Consider the following 18,982-nt stretch of genomic DNA (forward strand, 5'->3'; position numbering starts at 1 on the left):
AAATTTAAATTGAATCTTCTTAATAATATAGCGCTTACAGCAAAAAAAGTATTGACCGACGAAGCCGAGGCCATCGCTAGACTGGCAGATTTTATCGACGAAGACTTCGAAAATTGCGTCAAAGCCATTCTTCAAATCAAAGGCCGCGTGGTGGTAACCGGTATCGGTAAGAGCGCTAACATAGCCGGCAAGATCGTGGCTACCCTCAATTCAACGGGTACGCCCGCCCTGTTTATGCACGCCGCCGACGCCATTCACGGCGACCTCGGCATGATACAGCCCGACGATTTTGTGATTTGCATCTCGAAGAGCGGCAATACACCTGAGATAAAGGTACTTGTTCCATTGCTCAAACGCAAAGGTGCCCAATTGGCCGCCCTTGTGTCCAGCACCGACTCCTACCTTGGCCAAAGCGCTGACTTCGTGCTGAATGCCTCGGTAGAACGCGAGGCCTGCCCGCACAACTTGGCACCCACCACCAGCACCACGGCGGCACTGGCCCTCGGCGATGCCTTGGCGGTAAGCCTGCTAGAGGCTCGCGGCTTTAGCAGTGCCGATTTTGCGACGCTGCACCCAGGTGGATCGCTTGGCAAACGCCTATACCTCAAAGTGGAGGACATTTACCGCCAAAATCTAGCTCCGCATGTTAAGGAGAACGCCGCCCTCAAAGATATTATTATCGAAATTTCGTCTAAGCGACTGGGCGCGACGGCCGTTGTAAAGGAAGACAGCACAGAATTGGTCGGAATTATAACTGATGGCGATTTACGCCGTATGCTCAACAAATATGACTCAATAGACGGTATACGCGCTTCAGATATCATGACAGCATCTCCCCTCTCCATAGAACCGGAAACCTATGCGGCAGAAGCGCTGGCTATCATGCAAAATAAAAACATCACGCAACTCATTGTCACTAAATCAGGTAGATTCGAGGGCTTTGTGCACCTCCACGATCTACTGAAAGAAGGACTCATATAGACATGAACGAAAACACCTATGTGGTAATCATGGCAGGCGGCATCGGAAGCCGCTTCTGGCCATTCAGCCGTACCGATTTCCCAAAACAATTTCATGATGTACTAGGCGTAGGCGAAAGCATGCTCCAAATGACCATGAACCGCTTTAAGGATGTCTGCCCACCCGAAAACGTGTATGTGGTAACCAACCGCGACTACGAAGGACTGGTAAAAGTACAACTTCCGCAGTTGAGCGACAACCAGATTCTGCTAGAGCCCATCGGCCGCAACACAGCCCCCTGCATCGCTTACGCTTCTTACAAGATAGCGCAAATCAACCCGAAGGCCAACCTAATCGTGACGCCCTCGGACCACGTAGTGCTCAAGCAGGACGCTTTTACAAAGGTGATAAAAGAAGCCGTGGAGGCCGCCGATAACAATGATGTGCTGATCACACTGGGTATCACTCCTAGCCGCCCTGATACAGGCTACGGGTACATCCAGTTCATCGACGACGAGGCGCAGACGATCAAAAAGGTAAAAACCTTTACAGAGAAGCCAAACCTTGAGCTTGCCCAAATGTTCCTCAACAGCGGTGATTTCGTCTGGAATTCAGGCATCTTTATCTGGAATGTGCAGAGCATCATGAGTGCTTTCAGACAGCACCTGTCTGAGATCAGCGAGATTTTTGAAGAAGGCGCTGCATGCCTGCATACACCCGAAGAGCCAAACTTTATTGTAAAGGCTTACTCCCAGTGCCGCAATATCTCCATCGACTATGGCATTATGGAAAAGGTGGACAATGTGTATGTTGTGCTGGCTGATATCGGCTGGTCAGACTTGGGCACGTGGAACTCGCTTTACACGATCAACAACAAAGATGAGCAGGGCAATGTGGTAGACGGTGATGTGATGCTGTACGACACTAAAAACTGCATCATCAAAACACCTAAAGACCGCCTCGTGGTATTGCAAGGACTGGAAGGCTATATTGTGGCCGAGCACGATAACGTACTCATGATCTGCAAACTGGACGAGGAGCAAAAAGTGAAAGAGTTTATGTCTGACGCCAAATCAAAAAAGGGCGCCGAGTACATTTAAGCTAAACTCTATACCTTATGAAAAAAGGTATAAAAAGGGAAGGGCCGTGAGATATCTCACGGCCCTTCCCTTTTTAGGTATAAAGAACCTTCTTCAATCAATCCGTTTATCTCGGCTCAAATGTATTGAGACTAGAATATCCGCTTTCACGCAGCCTATGGCTCATGGCCTCATACAGAATGATGCCGGTGGCCACCGAAACGTTTAACGACCCAATCTGACCCAGTAGCGGAATGCGCACTTTCGCATCGGCCCGCTTGAGATACTCAGGCGAAATACCGTCTTCCTCACTGCCCATAATGATGGCAGTAGGCCCCACAAAATCAACGGTGTTGTCCGTCAGGTTGTGTTCTGTCTTTTCGGTACATGCCACAATCTGCACACCGTAGTCTTTGAGATAATCGATCGTGTTTTTCAGGTTATGCTCGCGGCACACGGGTATGCTGTGCAGTGCCCCCGCCGAGGTCTTGATAGCATCCGCGTTGATCTGCGCACCGCCTTTGCTCGGAATTACGATGGCATCCACTCCCATGCATTCCGCATTTCGGGCGATCGAACCGAAATTGCGCACATCGGTAATGCGGTCTAGAATGAGCAGTAGCGGGCTCTTGCCTTTTTCAAACAGCGACGTCACGATTTCATCGAGCGGCATGTACGTGATAGCCGAGATAAAGGCCACCGCCCCTTGGTGATTTTTGCGGGTGAGGTTGTTCAGCTTCTCGATCGGCACACTGGCCACCGGCACATCGTGCTTTTTGGCTAGGTCCAAGAGCTCATCCACGGTGGCGTTGCGAGCGCCTTTCTGTACAAAGACCTTCTCCAGCACCTTTCCGGCCAGCATGGCCTCTATGATGGGCCTTAGGCCGAAGATCATTTCCATTTTGTCCTCCTTCGGAGTTCTGGGGCCGCTATAGCGGTTGCCGCCTACATATTTGTTATTCCTGCTCTCCATCTTGCAACAGTGCTGTACCAGTTCTCCTCGTATTCGCGGTTCCGTGTCAGCTCAAAGTGATTTTCGGTAAAGTTATTCTCTTTTTTGGTAAAAACGAACTTAACGTAGGGCGCCGCCTCTGACTCACGGTAAATCCATGTCTCTGAATCGCCACTCACGCTCACGTTGCTCGGCTTACCATAGATGATGTAAATCATACCCCGATCTGTTGCCCAACCCGGTTTAAAGGAGGTGTAGAGCTTGTTTGCCATCTCTACTCGGGTATAATATGTCCTGATCAGTTCGCGGGCAAGCGCTTTGTCTTTGGCAATTTTCAGCCAAAAACCATCCACAGCCGCTTTCTGATCCTGCGCACTATACAGCGCCTCGCGCTCAGCGGAAGTGGTCAGGTAAATAAGCGGGGTGATCATATCCTGCACGCGTGTCACGAGCGGATAAGCTCCGTCCTGCACTAGCAGCCCCTTAGGAATCCCCATGCTAGGATTTATCAGGTATAGACCTTCAGATGAGAAACTAAGTGTATCTCCACTCGCATACTGCGCCGTGTCAATGGTCTGTCGTGGCACCTCAGGAAGCGCTTCCTGTCGGGTGGACATGGGAGGCAAAGCCGGCTGAAGATTGTAGTCTGCTTTTAAAACTGCGAAAGATGCAATACCAGTCGTATCGCCTTGGCGCCGTAGTTGGAGGCTGTCGCCTGTGGTCACAAAGCCCTGCACCAAGGGGCGCCCGGTCGCCGTATGCAGGAGTTGATAGTCGCGTTGCAGCATCCGGGGATGCAGCGCAAACTTGTGACTCATACCTAAGCGGGCCTGCCCTGTCGATTGCAGCCATAGCCGTACCTGCATCACGTTACCAACGACCGCAAAGCCTCGCGGTATACGCAACGGCACCACCAAGGTACCTTCTGCCGGTACACGGTGCTGAGCGGTTATCGCCAGTGTATCGCGGAACAACAACGCGTCGCGCTCGCTCCCTCCCGACCTAATTACATACTCTATGCGGGAGGCGGACTGCTGCAAGTCCAGCAATTGCCTTAGCTCCTCAAACCGCAAAATCAGATGCAGGCTGTCGGCGGTGCCATAGTAGGTATACTGCATGACCACTTCAGGCTGTTCGGCCCTAGCGGCGGCGGGAGCCGCATCCCGATACATAGGTGCATAGCCGATATCCGAGCCGCCACAGCTCGACAGCATCAGTAACAGAGATAGGCAGGTAAGCAGGCAGATCTGTTTCATTCTCTTGAAGGTAAAGCATGTACCCTAAAATAGCAAAAGCCGGACACAATAGGTAGTCCGGCTTTTGTACTGTTTAACTCTCTATTTTGTTTAACGGCGCGCGCGCTGCAGATATTGCACAAACACCTGTTGCAGTTCTTGGGCCTTTTGCTCCTCGCCAATAGCCTGTGCCTCGCCAATTAACTGCTGCATAATGAACAGGTTGGTCTGTATCTCCATGTCAAACAGCGGGCCCTTCGCCATGTAGTAGTCCACCGACTCACGAGCGCTCTTCGCCATGTCGCCCCATAGGTTCTTGGCACGCTCATCCTCCCCTAGATCAGCCATAATAGAAACGAACTGCGGGGTGTAATAGTCGTAAGGTACTGTGCTTGGCGGCAGCTGCTCAAAAGCATAGTCCACGATCTCTTTGGCACGGGCGTTGTCGCCGCTCATCAGATACTCGGCGGCCAGCTTTCCGAACTTGTCACGGGCATTGGCGGCAAAGCGGTAATAGTTCTCGTCGTAGAAGATGCTCGGGTCATTGAAGTTGCGGAAGCGGAACTTCTTCATCATGTTCTCATACATCAGCTCCTTGTTCAGGAAGCCCGGCATTTCCTCGCTGCTCACCTTCACAGGCACCACGCGGTAAGCCAAGCCCTCCAGCTGGAAGTATTCTGACAGCCCCATAAAGTCGGCGCTATTCACGGTAGTGGAGAAGTACACCGGACGGTCCCACTCATTGGTAGCCAACAGGTCCAGTATGATCATGTGCTTCTTCTCGAGCAGCGATTTGTTGATGGTCCACTCCATACGATCAGCTATCTGGTCCTGGTAGTCGGCAGCCACAAAACCCGCGTTCTGCACCTTGGCTTTGTCCACGTTCAGGAAGAAGTTTTTAGTCGGGAAGCTCAGCAGCGTGCTACCGCTGCCCGCCTGCACCTGCAGGGCCGGATGGTTCTGCTTAACTAAGCTCACAAACTGCTTCAGGTCTATACCTGCCGCCACCTGTGGGCGCTCCACATATGGCAGGTAGTCGTTGGTGCCCTGACGGTAGTTCTCGTTCTCCAACATAAGTGGCCACGGGTCAGACTTGTAGGACGGACGTTTCATCTGGTCGATGTACCAGTCGGTGTTCAGGTAGCTCAGTACGGCTACGCGCACATCAGTACGGTACCCTTCCACCTCCTGCGCATACCAGAGCGGGAAGGTGTCATTATCACCATTGGTAAACAGGATGCCGTTAGGCGCAACCGAGTCCAGCAGGTTTTTGGCGGAGTCCACTGAGTGGTAGCGGTTAGAACGGTCATGGTCATCCCAACCTTCGGCAGCCAGTATACCCGGCACTGCCAAACCAATGACGGTCGCGATGGCTCCACTAGTTATCACGTTGCGTAGGCCTCTGTTGATCAGTTCGGCTATACCCAGCACACCCAAACCAATCCAGATGGAGAAAGCATAGAATGATCCCGCAAAGGTGTAGTCACGCTCACGCGGCTCAATCGGTGGCTGGTTGAGGTAAAGTGCGATAGCTATACCTGTAAAGAAGAAGAGCAGGCCAACTATAAAGGCATCGCGCTCATTCTTGCGTATCTGGAAAATCAAACCGATGATACCGAAAATAAGTGGCAGCAGGTAGAAGATGTTTCGCGCCTCGCTATTGGCCACTCGGTCGGGAACGCCATCTGTTGGCTTACCGAACCAAAGCACACCGGCCTGCTGCACGTCACTTTCGCGTCCCACGAAGTTCCATAGGAAATAGCGCCAGTACATGTGCCCCAACTGGTAGCGCAGCAGGAAGCTTAGGTTCTGCCCAAAGGTGGGCGCCTCCCCGTCGCGTAGGTCCACCCACTTTTTATACTCCTGTAGGTGCTGCGGATTGTCACTGTAAATACGTGGCAGCAAGGTTTTGTCTTTGCTGTCATAAATTGTCTCAAGCTTGCGGCCCGTCACAACATACTTGTCTTCTCCTTTTACATAGCGTGGAGCTCCCTCCTCTTGGGCAGTCGGCTGCGCATTGTACTGAGGTCCATACAGCAACGGTCTATCACCGTACTGCTCGCGCTTCAGGTAAGACACGAAGCTTAGGATATCATCCGGATCGTTCTCATCAATAGTCGGGTTGTAAGACGACCTGATCGGGATGATCATGTAGGAAGAGTAGCCGATGAGAATAAAGGTGAAGCACAGTAGCGCCGTATTGAGAATGCGGATGTTATGCTTGATAGAGTAGCGTATGCCGTAGATGATGGCTGCCACCAGCAGAATCACAAAGAAGATGATCCCCGAACCGAAAGGCAGACCGAGGGAGTTCACAAAGAATACCTCCACGTTACCGGCAAGCGATGGCAGACCGGGAATGATACCCCATAGAATGGCCATCACGATCACGGCGCTAATCAGGAAAGCGATAATACCGCCTTTCCATGTTGGCTTGTAAAGTCTAAAGTAGTAGATGAAGGCCAAGGCGGGAATGGCCACAAGGTTCAGCAAGTGAGCGCCGATGGAAAGACCAACCAGATAGGCAATCAGAACCAACCACTTATCTGACAGCGCCTCTCCCACTTTGGACTCCCAACGCAGCATGGCCCAGAAAACAATGGCTGTGAAGAAAGATGACATGGCGTACACCTCCGCCTCTACTGCTGAGAACCAAGCCGAGTCAGTGAAGGTATAGGCAAGCGCACCCACGGCACCGGCCCCCATGATCAGTACCGTCTGGCCTTTGGCTGGGGCTACGCCTTCCTGTCCCACCAACAAGCGGCGCGAGAGGATGGTGATAGACCAGAAAAGGAAAAGTACAGTAAAGGAGCTACTCAATGCCGAAAGCAGGTTAACCCACCAAGCCACCTGTGTAGGATCGCTGGCAAACATGGAGAAAATTCGCCCAACCAAAAGATAGAAAGGGGCCCCTGGAGGGTGTGGCACTAAGAGCTTGTAAGAAGAGGCGATGAATTCGCCCGCATCCCAGAAACTGGCGGTAGGTTCCAGCGTCAGTATATAAACGGCGGTCGCGATCAAAAACACGAGCCAGCCAACGAGGTTGTTTATCTTTCGATAATCCGTCATAGCAATTTACAAATATTCAGCGTCGAAAATACTAAATAAATCGGTGTGTGTGCACGTTTGGCTAAGGATGCGCCAAAAAAAAGCCGGTCTCTCAACCGGCTTCTGCTATTGTACAGGTATAGCTCCCTTTATTTCTGCAAGATTAAGCGCTTCGTTTCCACGGTCTTGTCATTTACCAGCAGGCTGTAGAAATACACTCCAGCCGGATATCCTGTCATGTCAAGGATAAAGACATTAGAATGTGTCACTGGCAATTCATGCGTCTCCATCACTTTGCCGATCGTGTTCGATATTTTGAGTTTGTAGTTCTCAGACATTCCCACTTGCGAAAGCGACACCCGCGTGATACCGCGTGATGGGTTCGGGTAAGCGTTGATGGAAGGTGTAGAGCGCTCAGCCGAAGGCATCCACGCCATATAAGAGTTGATGACGAATTTAGAGGAACTGGCATAAGCTGTCTCTGTCAGGTATAAGCCCCTTCCGGCATTACTGTTATAATGCCTAGTCCAAGAACGCGATTTGGCGCTCTCCGCTTTCGCATTAGCCTCGGCGCGCTTTTCAGGCATTGTCTTCCATGTGGAGACGCCACCGGTGTTTACCGGCAGCACGCCCGCCTCTCTGATGCGGCCATCAGCCATTACCGTGAATGCTGCCAAATGCGAAATGGCAAATACAGCTATTATTATCAATCGGGTAAAAGTTCTCATATATCGCACCTCAATTTTATAAGGGTTTTGCCATAAGCTGACATAGAGTCAAAGATATAGCAAAATATAGTTAAATAGAAAGAATCTAATTAAAAATCAGCTTTAGTATTAGAGACGAACTTGAAAGACGCATGTCAGTCCGTTACTATGATCGGAATTATCAAGAACCATGCCCTTTATCCCCTCTTACAAACCCATGACCCCTTTCCCACAACCTAGGTTGCACGCTTTAGCACACATTGTCCAAAACCACCCCTCCGGAGAGCCAACAATAAATTGCACTTATACCATCACACTTAAGCTGAAACAACCCTTAACTCGAAAGCAGAATTATTATACATACCCCTCCTACGCTCCACTAACAACACACTGTCAAAAGTCCTCTAATACAGGGCTAAAACCACTTTAAACATTAAAAAATAGCGATATTTATTTATTGAACAAAAAAAAGAATCTAATTGAACTATATGGCTATATATATAAAATGTGCAACTATAAAAAAAGACCCCCGTTACATTTAAAACAAACCTATTATAGGACAAAACTCAAATGAATAGAACTTTACATGATACGATTTATTTTTACTCTAATTTTAGTTTTCACCTCTACCGCTTTTGCATTTAGCCAAGCAGACAACTGTGTGCGAGAGGAAGGATGCTTCAGAATGGAATATCTGGGAGCAATCGAAAACACTGACAACACTTTCACGCTGACTTACACCTTGCAGGTAGACTGCGCCACTCCGCTGGATTACATCGCTTTTGAACTTCCTGAAGGTAGTAGAGCCGCCAATCCGGCCAATATTTATGCCCGCGACCCTAAATACAAAGTCGATAACGGGATAACAAGCGGGTCTAAAATCCAGACGGACTTCAATGCCATTCAGTTTAATGCCAAGCCGAAATTTGTTATCAACAATGGCATGGTCGATACGGTCCGCTATTACTTGACAGCCGAGGACTTTGCCAGTATGGGCGATGTGCGGGTGCAGACCAAAGCTGGTGACAATCTTAGCCTTGTCACGTTCAACCTAACAGCGTGCGGCATGGAATCGACAATACCAGAGCCTGTCTGCACACTTGACCTCGGAGAAATGGAGTTCGGTTTCGTAGGGGCAGACGACAACGGCGACGGCACGTCCACTGTTTGGATCAGTGTTCGCAACAATACCGAAAGTGACATCCAATCTGTGGCATTTGAGTCTACGAATGCGGCAGTTACCCTGAGCGCCCCCATGGAAGGAGCTTCCTACAAAAGCAAATACAAGTATAAGACTACGGCTGAAGGTGGCACCATCACCTTCGAAGCGCAAAACACCAACGGCTACGCCAACATGATGCAAGACATGTTTGGATTTGTAGTACCGACAGCCGCCTATGAGTCAGAGCCGTTTTACTTGATCACAGCCACCACCAACACCACCACCGTTTCCACAGGGTTCGACACAGAGACCTGTGAAGACTCGCCTATCGTACCGCTTCCTGTAGAACTGATTTCTTTTACAGGCAAGGCCACCCAGAGCGGTATCGAACTGAAATGGAGCACCGCCTCGGAACAGAATAACGACCGATTCGAGATAGAGCACAGCGCCGATGCCAAAGCGTTTAACAAGATCGGCACGGTAAGCGGAGTGGGCAATACCTCCCTAACGCAGCACTACAGCTTCGAGACAGAATACATGGAAAAAGGCGTTCACTACTTCCGCCTCAGACAGATAGACACAGACGGCACATTTGAATTCAGCAAGACAATAGCAGTCAGCGTGTCACAAAACCCACTCACAGCCGCCGGCATGGCGCTCTACCCTAACCCGACCACAGGCGGCGAAGTAACAGTTGCCTTGCAGAATCCGGCTACACAGCAGGGGGCACAGGTACAGATCATGCACATGAACGGCCGCGTGGTGCACACCGAGCAAATTGCCCCGGGCGGCATACATACAAGTATCTCAATACCTCGTCTGCAGCTAACCAAAGGCATGTATATGGTCACGCTAAGAAACGGAGACACATTGGAGACACAGAAACTATTGATACAATAACACCGGCTGAGGACTAACTAGATAAAAATAGCGGGCACTTTACTTAAAAGGCCCGCTATTTCACTCTAAAAGCCCAACAAAGTCTGGCCGAAAGAGTTAAATAAATATAAGGAAAGCTTAAAAAGAGAAGAAGGCGAGGCATGTATGAAAAAGCTACTCCTACTAGCGCTAAGCCTGTGTTGGCTAGTCCCTCAGGGGATGGCACAATCGGGCGTTTACAAAGGCATCGGCACGATTGTGTTTGAGGCCGGCGCACCACTGAGTCTGATTAAAGGCACATCTGAATCCGCGAACGGAACCATAGACATCGAGACAGGCAAATTCAAGTTTGACGTCCCGATCACCTCCTTTCAGTTCCTGAACTCGCTCATGCACGAGCGCTTCAACGATAAGTACATGCAAAGCCACCGCTTTCAAAAGGCTTCTTTTACAGGCCACATTACAGAGAAAGGACCTGTAACAGAGAAAGGGGGAAGAAAAGTAACCGCCAAAGGTATGCTTACCATACACGGTGTCACGCGGAAGCGAACCATCACGGGCACCCTCCATCAGAAAGGAAACACATGGCAGCTGGTATCGGACTTTGAGGTAAAATTGGCAGACCACCACATACAGGCGCCCAAGCTTAGCACAGGCTACGGTGCCAGTTCTATGCATGTGTCGATCCAGATGCCGTTACGACCTGCGGACCCGACATCGCAGCAGATTGCGGCGGCAAAAAAGCTAAGCATCAAATAATATAGGCGACCTCTTTGAAAGCGAAGTAGTGCAACTCCCCCGCCACCTCAAGCGCGAGACGTCCGTCCTCGTCCACTCCCATAATGCACCCCCGTACTTTTTCCTGCCCCACCTGATAGTCGTGTGGCTCCTGATAGCGGTAGAGCGCCCGTAGGTACTCGTACTTCAGTTTGTCCACTTTCCCGCTTCGAAGCTCCAAATAGCGCTTTTCGAGCAATTCCAGTAGCCTTGCCACCAATCTTTTCACGTCGAGTTGCGTACCTACCACGGCGGCTAGCGAAGTGGCCGTGCCGATTCCGAAATGAAGCTGGTTCACGTTTAAACCAATCCCGACAATACTGTGTTGTAGAGAGTGACTAGTAACTGTGTTTTCAATCAGAATCCCGCCAAGCTTCTTGTCTTCAAAATAAAGATCGTTGGGCCATTTAACCTGGGCCTGCTCCAGCCCCTGCTCACGCAAAAGGTCAAGTACCGCCAGCGATACCGCCATATTGAGGTAAAACTGATGCCTGACAGCCAGAAAAACAGGTGACAGAATTACAGAAAGTGTGATATTTTTACCGGGAGCCGCCTCCCAAGAGTTGCCCCGCTGACCGCGGCCGCGGGTTTGCTCATCGGTAAGCACTACACAACCCTCTGTGGCTTTATTTTTGATGAGTAGCTGCTGAGCCTCTGAGTTGGTGGATTCACATACCGGCAGAAAAAACAGCTGCTGGCCCATAAACAGCGTATTAGGCAGCATACATTAAACAGAATTTAGTACTTTTGTAAATCAAATTTAAACAGTACAAATGAAAGAAACCAAGGCTGAGGCCAATTCAGACATATTGGCAGAGCTTGTAGTAAAAGGCATGCAGGAAAAGAAAGCCAGCGATATTGTCGTTCTTAACCTAAAGTCACTCAAAAACGCCGTATCGGATTACTTTGTGATCGCATCCGCATCATCTGACACACAGCTTGACGCCATAGCGTCGTCCATAGAAGAGGAGATATATAAAGCTACTCGCCAGAACCCGTGGCAGAGCGAAGGCCGCACCAACAAAGAGTGGGTGCTGCTGGACTATGTAGACGTAGTGGTGCACGTGTTCCTAAAAGACAAGCGTGAGTTTTACGCTTTGGAGGAACTGTGGGGAGACGCGGGCATAAAGCGTATCGAAGACGCCTAACACAAATGGGAATCCTGAACAAATCAGGGCTCCTTTCAGTTTTTCATGTATCTGAAATAACACATTCATGGCAGAAAAGAATAATAAAGGAAATAACAACAAAAAGAAGAAGCCGATGATACCGGCTACGCCTCCGCGGCCTACAATGCAGCTGTGGATGCTGGCGGTGCTCATTCTGCTAATCTTCGGCCTTACTTGGCTCAACAAGAGCAATGCCTCCGTCGAGACCAACCAACAGGCTTTTGAGGAGATGCTTCTAAGCAACGATGTCAATAAACTGACCATCGTGAACGGTAAGACAGTAGAGGTATACCTGAAAGAGGAAGCGCTTCAGAACGAAAAGTACAGCCGGGAGCTTTCCAGCCGTGGTACTCTAGGTAGCATGGACCAAGGCCCTCACTACCACTTTAGCATTATCACTGCTGAGTCTTTTAAGGAAGATTACGAAAAGCTGCAGGAGAACATTGCGCGTGAGAACCGTGTGCCTTATACCATTGAGACACGCACGGGCTTTGCTGACTTCTTCTTCCAATGGGGCTTCCTGATCCTGTTGCTGTTTGGTTTCTGGTTCCTGATGCGCCGCGTAACAGCAGGTGGGGCGGGTGGCCAGATCTTTAACATCGGCAAATCCAAAGCAGCCCTTTTTGACGCGGAGAACAAGGTAAAGATTACGTTTAAGGACGTGGCCGGCTTGGAAGAAGCGAAAGAAGAGATTCAAGAGATTGTGGAGTTCCTTAAGAACCCAAGCAAATTCACGATACTGGGTGGCAAGATCCCGAAAGGCGCTCTACTGGTAGGCCCTCCGGGTACCGGTAAAACCTTGCTGGCAAAAGCCGTGGCCGGTGAAGCCGATGTGCCATTCTTCTCGCTGTCAGGTTCTGACTTCGTGGAGATGTTTGTTGGTGTGGGCGCGGCCCGTGTGCGTGACTTGTTTAAGCAGGCCAAAGCCAAAGCCCCTTGTATCATCTTTATTGACGAGATTGACGCCATTGGCCGTCACCGTAGCCGTGGTTCTACGCCGGGCGGTAACGACGAGCGTGAGAACACCCTGAACTCCCTGTTGGTAGAGATGGACGGTTTCGCGACTGACTCGGGTGTGATTATTCTAGCGGCAACTAACCGCCCTGACACACTGGACTCAGCATTACTTCGTCCGGGTCGTTTTGACCGTCAGATCAGCATCGACAAGCCAGATATCAACGGCCGTACCGAGATATTTGACGTGCACTTGAAGCCGCTGACATTGGCTGCAGACGTGGATGCTCGTAAGCTTGCAGCTCAGACACCTGGTTTTGCTGGTGCTGAAATCGCAAACGTGTGTAACGAGGCCGCCCTAATCGCAGCCCGCCGTAACAAGAAAGCGGTGGACCAGCAGGACTTCAACGACGCCATCGACCGTGTGATCGGTGGTCTGGAAAAGAAAAACAAAATCATCTCTCCTGAGGAGAAGAAGATCGTAGCTTACCACGAGGCGGGTCACGCTATTGCGGGCTGGTTCTTGGAGCACGCCGATCCATTGGTAAAAGTAAGTATTGTTCCACGTGGTGTTGCCGCGCTGGGTTATGCGCAGTACCTCCCAAAAGAGCAGTTCCTGTATACCACAGAGCAGCTAATCGACGAGATGTGCATGGCCTTAGGTGGACGCGCCGCTGAGGAGCTCGTGTTTGGCAAGATATCGACGGGCGCCCTAAGCGACTTGGAGCGTATCACCAAAATGGCTTACAGCATCGTGACGATGTACGGCATGAACTCAAAGATCGGCAACGTGTCGTTCTACGATTCGAAGCAGACGGATATGGCCTTCAACAAGCCTTATTCTGAGGCCACTGCCGAAACTATCGACAATGAGGTTCGCAATATTATTGAGACGGCTTACATCCGCACCAAGCAATTGCTGACGTCTAAGGCACACGAACTGGAAATAGTGGCGCAAGAACTGCTGCAGAAAGAGATTCTGTTCCAGAGTGACTTGGAGCGACTGGTTGGCAAGCGTCCTTTTGATGCACTGACCACCTATCAGGCCCACACGGCTGGTACGGATCGCAGTAAGACGAAGAGTGAAGTTGATCAAGAGCAGCATCCGATCGAAGTTGGCCAAACCGAGCACCCTGAACAGAACGGACAGGGCGGCGTACCGGGCACACCGCTTCATAAGGACGCATCTTCTGACCCGAACGACACTATAAACTCCAGAACAGCTTGATAATACAGGCATGTACGAAGCAAAATCGAAAGAAATTGTATTAAGAAGAGTAAGAGAGGCGCTGGCTAAGTCGGCGCCTTTTCTGCCTCCTACCCCGGACTTCAGTTCTAAGCTACACCTGCCGCTTTCTGACGATCTGTCCATCGCCTTTGCGCAGGCATTTATAGCCAACAGCGGCTTGTTTGTGTACTGCGAAAACGAAGAAGACTTCTTCGATCAGCTTTTCGCTCTGAAACGCGAACAGAAAATTGAGCAGCTACACGTATGGGAGCCGAATCTGCAGCACATTCTGTATCACGCAGGTATAGACTTCACGGCGACAGAGGAAGATTTCATACCGAAAGCACAAGCCAGCCTGACCACCTGCGAAGCGCTCATAACGCGCACAGGCAGCATCTTGGTCAGTTCGGCCAATGCCGGCGGCAGACGCCTGAGCATTTACCCTGAAACGCACATGGTTGTAGCCAAAGCCAGTCAACTGGTACCGGATATAAAAGACGGGCTGCAGAAAGTACGCGACAAGTATCAGGAGAACTTCCCCTCCATGGTATCGCTGGTGAGTGGCCCGAGCCGCACCGCCGATATTGAGAAAACATTGGTAATGGGCGCGCACGGCCCGAAACAGTTAGTACTTTTTCTGATAGATGACCTTCCGCATTGACGAGCTGGCACCCGGCCAAAAAGTATACTTCGCCTCTGACTTCCATTTGGGTGTGCCTGATGTGGAAAGCAGCCGTGCCCGCGAGAAAAAGATCGTACGCTGGCTCGACTCCATAAAGCACGACGCGGCCGCCATCTTTTTGCTGGGCGACATCTTTGACTTTTGGTTTGAGTACCGCCACGCCATACCCAAAGGCTTTATCAGGCTGCAGGGCAAACTTGCCGAACTGACCGACGCAGGTATACCCGTGCTTTTTTTCACGGGAAACCACGACATGTGGATGTTCGACTACTTCCCTGATGAACTGAACATCCCCATTATCCGGAAGCCGATCTCAACCAAACTGGGTGGACACAGCTTTTACATCGGCCACGGCGACGGCTTGGGGCCCGGAGACCATACCTACAAAGTGCTCAAGAGGGTGTTCAATAACAAGGCCTGTCAGTGGATGTTTGCCCGCCTGCACCCAAACGCAGGTATAGGCATCGCCAACATGTGGTCGCGCAGGAGCCGCATCAGTAACACCAAAGACGATGAGAAATTTTTTGGTGAGGAAGAATGGCTCGTGCAGTATAGCAAAGAGGTGGAAGCAGGCCAGCACCACGACTTTTATGTCTTCGGTCACCGCCACCTGCCGCTCGACATGCTTATTAATGGCGACAGCCGCTATGTGAACTTGGGAGAATGGGTCAATTTTTGCTCTTATGGCGTATACGATGGCAAAGACCTTAAACTGGAGTATTTTGAAAAATAGGCTATACCTGAGCGTACTATATCTATTGCTATTCGTGCTGGCCATACCTGTCTTCGCACAGCAGCAGGACTCCACCGTATTGCTCACCTTTAGCCATAGTTTGCCCATCTCCTCTCCCACGGCTATCTCTGTTGACCGTAAGGGCAATGCGTACCTCATGGACCCCAGCCGCAACCTGTTCATGCTCGATTCGCTCGGCATTCCAATCAATACTTTTTCACCGCCAAGTCGCGGTCGCATTTCCGCTGTGGAGGCATGGAACCCCATGAAGCTGTTTCTATTCTATGAGGACCGACAGGAATTGATGCTGCTTGACCGCTTTATGCGTCCCATTGCCAATACCAGACTATCTGACTTAGGCTACATGGGCAACGTACAGGCAGCCACCCTTACCTCCGACGACAGCTTCTGGCTTTTCAACGAGTCGGATTTCACGCTTAGTAAAATAGACTTGCGCTATCAGAAACCCATCATTGAAACCTCGCTGGACTTGATTTTAGACAAGGCACGGTTTGATGTGCGCTTTATGCGGGAATACCAGAACATGGTATACCTCTTGGATTACAACGGAGGCGTGTACGTGTTTGACAACCTAGGCAATTACAAAAAAAAGCTGCCTTTTACCGGACTGTCTTACATCGGGTTTAGCGGCAATGAGCTATACTTCGTAAAAGACCAGCAACTGCACTTTTTTGACCTGTATCAGATGAGAGAGCGCATTATCTCTTTGCCAACCGACAAGCCATACCTGACGGCATTGGTCAACTCCGGTTTGGTCTACCTGTTCACAAAGGATCAGGCAGACGTATACCGGCTCAGCCGCTAGTTGCTGCTCTCGGCGAAGTATTTCAACCCGACAACGCCTGCCACTATCATCAACAGACACAGAATCCGCATTAAGTCTTTGGGCTCGTTCAGGAAGAACATACCCAGTATAGCCGTTCCGGCGGCACCTATACCTGTCCAGATGGCGTAGGCCGTACCGAGGGGCAGTGTTTTCATGGCCTGCGCCAAAAGCACGAAACTCAGTATCATCACAGCCACTGTCACGATACTCACGACCGGCTTTGTGAAGCCCTCACTGTACTTTAGCCCAAAGGCCCAGCCAATCTCACATATACCTGCCAAAATCAGGTAGAACCACGCTGTACTCATCAAATTCTAGATTTTTGTTAGAACAAAGGTAGCCATATTAGGGCTATTAACTATCTCACCCTATAAAGGCAGCAACATCTCGTACTGTCCCAATATCCGGGTAAGGTGCCTGCGGGCCATCAACTCAATCATATCCGGGCAGGCGGTATCCACGTTGAGTACCATCAGAGCCGGGGCTTCTGTCAGGTGCACTACTTCTTGAAGAAGAGCAGTGGCCACACCCCGGTTTCGGAAGCCTTGCTGCACAGCTAACTGGGCAACAGCGCCCGTCCGCGGGAAAAAAGCCGCGTAGCCCACAAGCAGTTCCCCCTCAGAATAGGCTTCCAACACCAGCTTCCTATCAGGGCTTAGTTTGTAAGCCTGTTTCGTATTCTGCCAAGTGGGGTGTATATCACAGAACTCCTCATAGGCGCCCCAGTTTGGCTTCACTGCCTTCTTGGTGCTGATATGCTTGGGAACTTCACTCGGGAGCAATAGCTGCTCCTTGGGGCCTCGGAAACAGTCGAGGGATCGGGTGATCTCAAAGCCGATGGTTTGGTAGGCTTTCAAAGCTGCCGTGTTCTCCTGAATGACTTCGAGCAGGCATTGCTCTATACCGCTTTCTCTCAGTTTTGGCAGCATCTGCGCATAGATGCGCTGCGTCAGCCGGTTGCTGCGATGCTCCGGCACCACACCCGTTCCCGCATTGTAGGCTGTGGGTTTGCCTAGCCACTCCCCTATACCTGTCAGCACAAAGCCCACCAGTTTCTGACCGAAGTAAGCACCGACGCAGAAAGTCAGCTGTATACCTTCCCGCTTGATCTTCATGGCGAAATCCTCCCGCGTCAGCTTGATAGGCACCATGTAGTCTGAGAAGGCTGTATGAAATGTATCGTGCAGCTCCGGAATATCCTGTTCTCTCAGAAAAGAGAAGGTGTAAGTTTTCTCCATAATATGTGTGGTCAAAAGATAGTTTCAGACTATACGGCTTGAGCAAGGCACTGATAGCCGATGCTTAGATAATAACCCGCTTTGAGGCCTTACCGTTAAACTTTAGTACTGTAAAGTCCAAATGGGCAGCAGCCTTGAAAATCAAACTTAAACATAAACTATGAAAGCAGCAGTATTTCACAAAATGAAGGATATTCAGGTGGAGACCATCGACGATCCGAGGATTGAAGATGCCCGCGACTGTATCCTTCGCGTTACCTCCACAGCCATTTGTGGCTCCGATTTGCACATCTACAACGGTATGGTGCCCCAAGCCCGTGATATGGTAATGGGCCATGAGTTTATGGGCATTGTAGAAGAAGTAGGCTCCGGTGTAAAGAATCTACAGAAAGGCGATCGCGTGGTGGTCCCCTTCCCCATCTCATGCGGTACCTGTCACTTCTGCAACATGCAGTTGCCGACACACTGCGAAAACTCTAACACCGACAACTATGGTCCTGAAGGTGAGATCGTCATGGCAAAGGGAGCAGGTGCGGGCATATTCGGTTACACCGACATTTACGGGGGCTACAACGGTGGTCAGGCAGAGTACGTGCGCGTGCCCTACGCCGACTACGGTCCACGCAAAGTGCCCGACAACCTAACGGACGAACAGGTGCTATTTCTCACTGACATCTTCCCGACCGGCTGGGCCGCCATTGATTGGGCCCAACTGAAAGGTGGCGAAACAGTAGCCGTATGGGGCTGCGGACCAGTAGGCATCATGGCCATGAAATCTGCTTGGCTGAACGGAGCCAAACGTGTTATAGGTATAGACATTCAGCCTTACCGTCTCGAGATGGCCCGCAAGTCAGCCAAGGCCGAAGTAATTAACGCCTCTGAAGTGGATGCCGTTGAAGTAATCCGGGAGATGACCGGTGGCTACGGGGCTGATGTGTGCGTGGACGCCGTAGGTATGGAGGCAGACCGCACGACACTGGAGAAGGCCCTGAATGTAGTGCAGATGGAGAAAGGCTCGATGAAAGTGCTCGAGCGATGCATGGACTCTGTGCGCCGTGGTGGTGTGGTGTCAGTGGTAGGCGTTTATGGATCACCTTACAACAACTTCCCGCTCTACAAGTGGTTCGACAAGGGTCTCACCATGCGCGGCGGTCAGGCGTGGGTGCACAACTACATCGATCACCTCATTTCCTTGGTGCGCGACGGCCAAGTAGTGCTCGATGATATCATCACGCATACTGTCCCGCTGGCAGAGGCTTCCCGCATGTACGACATCTTTAACAAGAAAGAAGACAACTGCGTGAAGGTGGTATTGAAGCCTTAATGAGTATA

General features: G+C 50.7%; 17 protein-coding genes. 10 read left to right on the top strand and 7 right to left on the bottom strand.

Annotated features, from left to right (window positions below; all coding sequences use genetic code 11):
* Positions 1–9: 9 nt before the first annotated feature.
* Positions 10–981 carry a KpsF/GutQ family sugar-phosphate isomerase gene (locus Q1A04_RS09620; RefSeq protein ID WP_299704637.1) on the top strand — a complete coding sequence of 324 codons (972 nt, stop codon included), beginning with the start codon at positions 10–12 and terminating at the stop codon, positions 979–981.
* A 2-nt stretch (positions 982–983) separates the two neighbouring features.
* The gene (locus tag Q1A04_RS09625; protein WP_299704640.1) at positions 984–2,060 is read left to right on the top strand and encodes a mannose-1-phosphate guanylyltransferase; all 1,077 of its coding nucleotides are present in this window, start codon (positions 984–986) and stop codon (positions 2,058–2,060) included.
* Between the two features lie 106 nt (positions 2,061–2,166).
* On the opposite strand, the gene rlmB is transcribed toward Q1A04_RS09625, so the two are convergent.
* The 4 genes from rlmB to Q1A04_RS09645 form a co-directional block, all read right to left on the bottom strand.
* Positions 2,167–3,012, bottom strand: coding sequence for a 23S rRNA (guanosine(2251)-2'-O)-methyltransferase RlmB (gene rlmB / locus Q1A04_RS09630; protein ID WP_299704642.1), 846 nt, complete (start codon positions 3,010–3,012; stop codon positions 2,167–2,169).
* Positions 2,985–4,247, bottom strand: a complete 1,263-nt coding sequence (locus Q1A04_RS09635; RefSeq protein ID WP_299704645.1) for a GWxTD domain-containing protein — start codon at positions 4,245–4,247, stop codon at positions 2,985–2,987. The genes rlmB and Q1A04_RS09635 overlap by 28 nt, the downstream gene beginning before the upstream one ends.
* A 90-nt stretch (positions 4,248–4,337) precedes the next feature.
* Entirely contained in the window at positions 4,338–7,295 is a 2,958-nt protein-coding gene (locus Q1A04_RS09640) for a DUF2723 domain-containing protein (RefSeq protein ID WP_299704648.1), read from the bottom strand.
* A 128-nt stretch (positions 7,296–7,423) separates the two neighbouring features.
* Positions 7,424–7,984, bottom strand: a complete 561-nt coding sequence (locus Q1A04_RS09645) for a T9SS type A sorting domain-containing protein (RefSeq protein WP_299704651.1) — start codon at positions 7,982–7,984, stop codon at positions 7,424–7,426.
* A 583-nt stretch (positions 7,985–8,567) separates the two neighbouring features.
* Between Q1A04_RS09645 and Q1A04_RS09650 the strand changes: the two genes are divergently transcribed.
* Together Q1A04_RS09650 and Q1A04_RS09655 are read left to right on the top strand one after the other, a co-directional pair.
* Positions 8,568–10,043: a T9SS type A sorting domain-containing protein gene (locus Q1A04_RS09650; protein WP_299704654.1), complete on the top strand. Its 1,476-nt coding sequence runs from the start codon at positions 8,568–8,570 to the stop codon at positions 10,041–10,043.
* A gap of 144 nt (positions 10,044–10,187) precedes the next feature.
* Positions 10,188–10,781 carry a YceI family protein gene (locus tag Q1A04_RS09655; protein ID WP_299704657.1) on the top strand — a complete coding sequence of 198 codons (594 nt, stop codon included), beginning with the start codon at positions 10,188–10,190 and terminating at the stop codon, positions 10,779–10,781.
* On the opposite strand, the gene Q1A04_RS09660 is transcribed toward Q1A04_RS09655, so the two are convergent.
* Positions 10,774–11,523, bottom strand: coding sequence for a biotin--[acetyl-CoA-carboxylase] ligase (locus Q1A04_RS09660; RefSeq protein WP_299704660.1), 750 nt, complete (start codon positions 11,521–11,523; stop codon positions 10,774–10,776). The two genes, Q1A04_RS09655 and Q1A04_RS09660, sit on opposite strands and share 8 nt — an antisense overlap.
* Positions 11,524–11,572: 49 nt before the next feature.
* Between Q1A04_RS09660 and rsfS the strand changes: the two genes are divergently transcribed.
* The 5 genes from rsfS to Q1A04_RS09685 all read left to right on the top strand — a co-directional run bounded on the left by rsfS (position 11,573) and on the right by Q1A04_RS09685 (position 16,391).
* Positions 11,573–11,947, top strand: a complete 375-nt coding sequence (gene rsfS / locus Q1A04_RS09665) for a ribosome silencing factor (protein ID WP_299704663.1) — start codon at positions 11,573–11,575, stop codon at positions 11,945–11,947.
* A 67-nt stretch (positions 11,948–12,014) separates the two neighbouring features.
* Positions 12,015–14,150, top strand: coding sequence for an ATP-dependent zinc metalloprotease FtsH (gene ftsH, locus Q1A04_RS09670; RefSeq protein ID WP_299704666.1), 2,136 nt, complete (start codon positions 12,015–12,017; stop codon positions 14,148–14,150).
* A gap of 10 nt (positions 14,151–14,160) precedes the next feature.
* Complete coding sequence (locus Q1A04_RS09675; protein WP_299704669.1) at positions 14,161–14,811, top strand: LUD domain-containing protein; 651 nt, start codon at positions 14,161–14,163, stop codon at positions 14,809–14,811.
* The gene (locus tag Q1A04_RS09680; RefSeq protein WP_299704672.1) at positions 14,795–15,565 is read left to right on the top strand and encodes a UDP-2,3-diacylglucosamine diphosphatase; all 771 of its coding nucleotides are present in this window, start codon (positions 14,795–14,797) and stop codon (positions 15,563–15,565) included. The genes Q1A04_RS09675 and Q1A04_RS09680 overlap by 17 nt, the downstream gene beginning before the upstream one ends.
* Complete coding sequence (locus tag Q1A04_RS09685; protein ID WP_299704675.1) at positions 15,528–16,391, top strand: hypothetical protein; 864 nt, start codon at positions 15,528–15,530, stop codon at positions 16,389–16,391. Before Q1A04_RS09680 ends, Q1A04_RS09685 begins: the two co-directional genes overlap by 38 nt.
* Here Q1A04_RS09685 and Q1A04_RS09690 read toward each other — a convergent pair.
* On the bottom strand, positions 16,388–16,720 hold the full coding sequence (locus Q1A04_RS09690) for a multidrug efflux SMR transporter (protein ID WP_299704678.1): 333 nt from the start codon (positions 16,718–16,720) through the stop codon (positions 16,388–16,390). The two genes, Q1A04_RS09685 and Q1A04_RS09690, sit on opposite strands and share 4 nt — an antisense overlap.
* A gap of 60 nt (positions 16,721–16,780) precedes the next feature.
* The gene (locus Q1A04_RS09695; RefSeq protein WP_299704681.1) at positions 16,781–17,650 is read right to left on the bottom strand and encodes a GNAT family N-acetyltransferase; all 870 of its coding nucleotides are present in this window, start codon (positions 17,648–17,650) and stop codon (positions 16,781–16,783) included.
* Positions 17,651–17,810: 160 nt separating this feature from the next.
* Here Q1A04_RS09695 and Q1A04_RS09700 point away from each other — a divergent pair, with 160 nt between their 5' ends.
* Positions 17,811–18,974 (top strand): zinc-dependent alcohol dehydrogenase, encoded by a 1,164-nt coding sequence (locus Q1A04_RS09700; RefSeq protein ID WP_299704684.1) that lies wholly within the window; start codon positions 17,811–17,813, stop codon positions 18,972–18,974.
* Positions 18,975–18,982 lie beyond the last annotated feature (8 nt).

Source organism: uncultured Pontibacter sp. (assembly GCF_947499215.1).
Classification (GTDB): Bacteria; Bacteroidota; Bacteroidia; order Cytophagales; family Hymenobacteraceae; genus Pontibacter.

What these genes read in the sequence shown, in the direction of transcription:
- Q1A04_RS09695 (WP_299704681.1), bottom strand. Translation starts at nt 17,650, where the DNA reads ATGGAGAAAACTTACACCTTCTCTTTTCTGAGAGAACAGGATATTCCG.
- Q1A04_RS09700 (WP_299704684.1), top strand. Translation starts at nt 17,811, where the DNA reads ATGAAAGCAGCAGTATTTCACAAAATGAAGGATATTCAGGTGGAGACC.
- ftsH (WP_299704666.1), top strand. Translation starts at nt 12,015, where the DNA reads ATGGCAGAAAAGAATAATAAAGGAAATAACAACAAAAAGAAGAAGCCG.
- Q1A04_RS09680 (WP_299704672.1), top strand. Translation starts at nt 14,795, where the DNA reads ATGACCTTCCGCATTGACGAGCTGGCACCCGGCCAAAAAGTATACTTC.
- Q1A04_RS09655 (WP_299704657.1), top strand. Translation starts at nt 10,188, where the DNA reads ATGAAAAAGCTACTCCTACTAGCGCTAAGCCTGTGTTGGCTAGTCCCT.
- Q1A04_RS09675 (WP_299704669.1), top strand. Translation starts at nt 14,161, where the DNA reads ATGTACGAAGCAAAATCGAAAGAAATTGTATTAAGAAGAGTAAGAGAG.
- Q1A04_RS09685 (WP_299704675.1), top strand. Translation starts at nt 15,528, where the DNA reads ATGGCAAAGACCTTAAACTGGAGTATTTTGAAAAATAGGCTATACCTG.
- Q1A04_RS09625 (WP_299704640.1), top strand. Translation starts at nt 984, where the DNA reads ATGAACGAAAACACCTATGTGGTAATCATGGCAGGCGGCATCGGAAGC.
- Q1A04_RS09660 (WP_299704660.1), bottom strand. Translation starts at nt 11,523, where the DNA reads ATGCTGCCTAATACGCTGTTTATGGGCCAGCAGCTGTTTTTTCTGCCG.
- Q1A04_RS09640 (WP_299704648.1), bottom strand. Translation starts at nt 7,295, where the DNA reads ATGACGGATTATCGAAAGATAAACAACCTCGTTGGCTGGCTCGTGTTT.
- Q1A04_RS09690 (WP_299704678.1), bottom strand. Translation starts at nt 16,720, where the DNA reads ATGAGTACAGCGTGGTTCTACCTGATTTTGGCAGGTATATGTGAGATT.
- rlmB (WP_299704642.1), bottom strand. Translation starts at nt 3,012, where the DNA reads ATGGAGAGCAGGAATAACAAATATGTAGGCGGCAACCGCTATAGCGGC.
- Q1A04_RS09650 (WP_299704654.1), top strand. Translation starts at nt 8,568, where the DNA reads ATGATACGATTTATTTTTACTCTAATTTTAGTTTTCACCTCTACCGCT.
- rsfS (WP_299704663.1), top strand. Translation starts at nt 11,573, where the DNA reads ATGAAAGAAACCAAGGCTGAGGCCAATTCAGACATATTGGCAGAGCTT.
- Q1A04_RS09635 (WP_299704645.1), bottom strand. Translation starts at nt 4,247, where the DNA reads ATGAAACAGATCTGCCTGCTTACCTGCCTATCTCTGTTACTGATGCTG.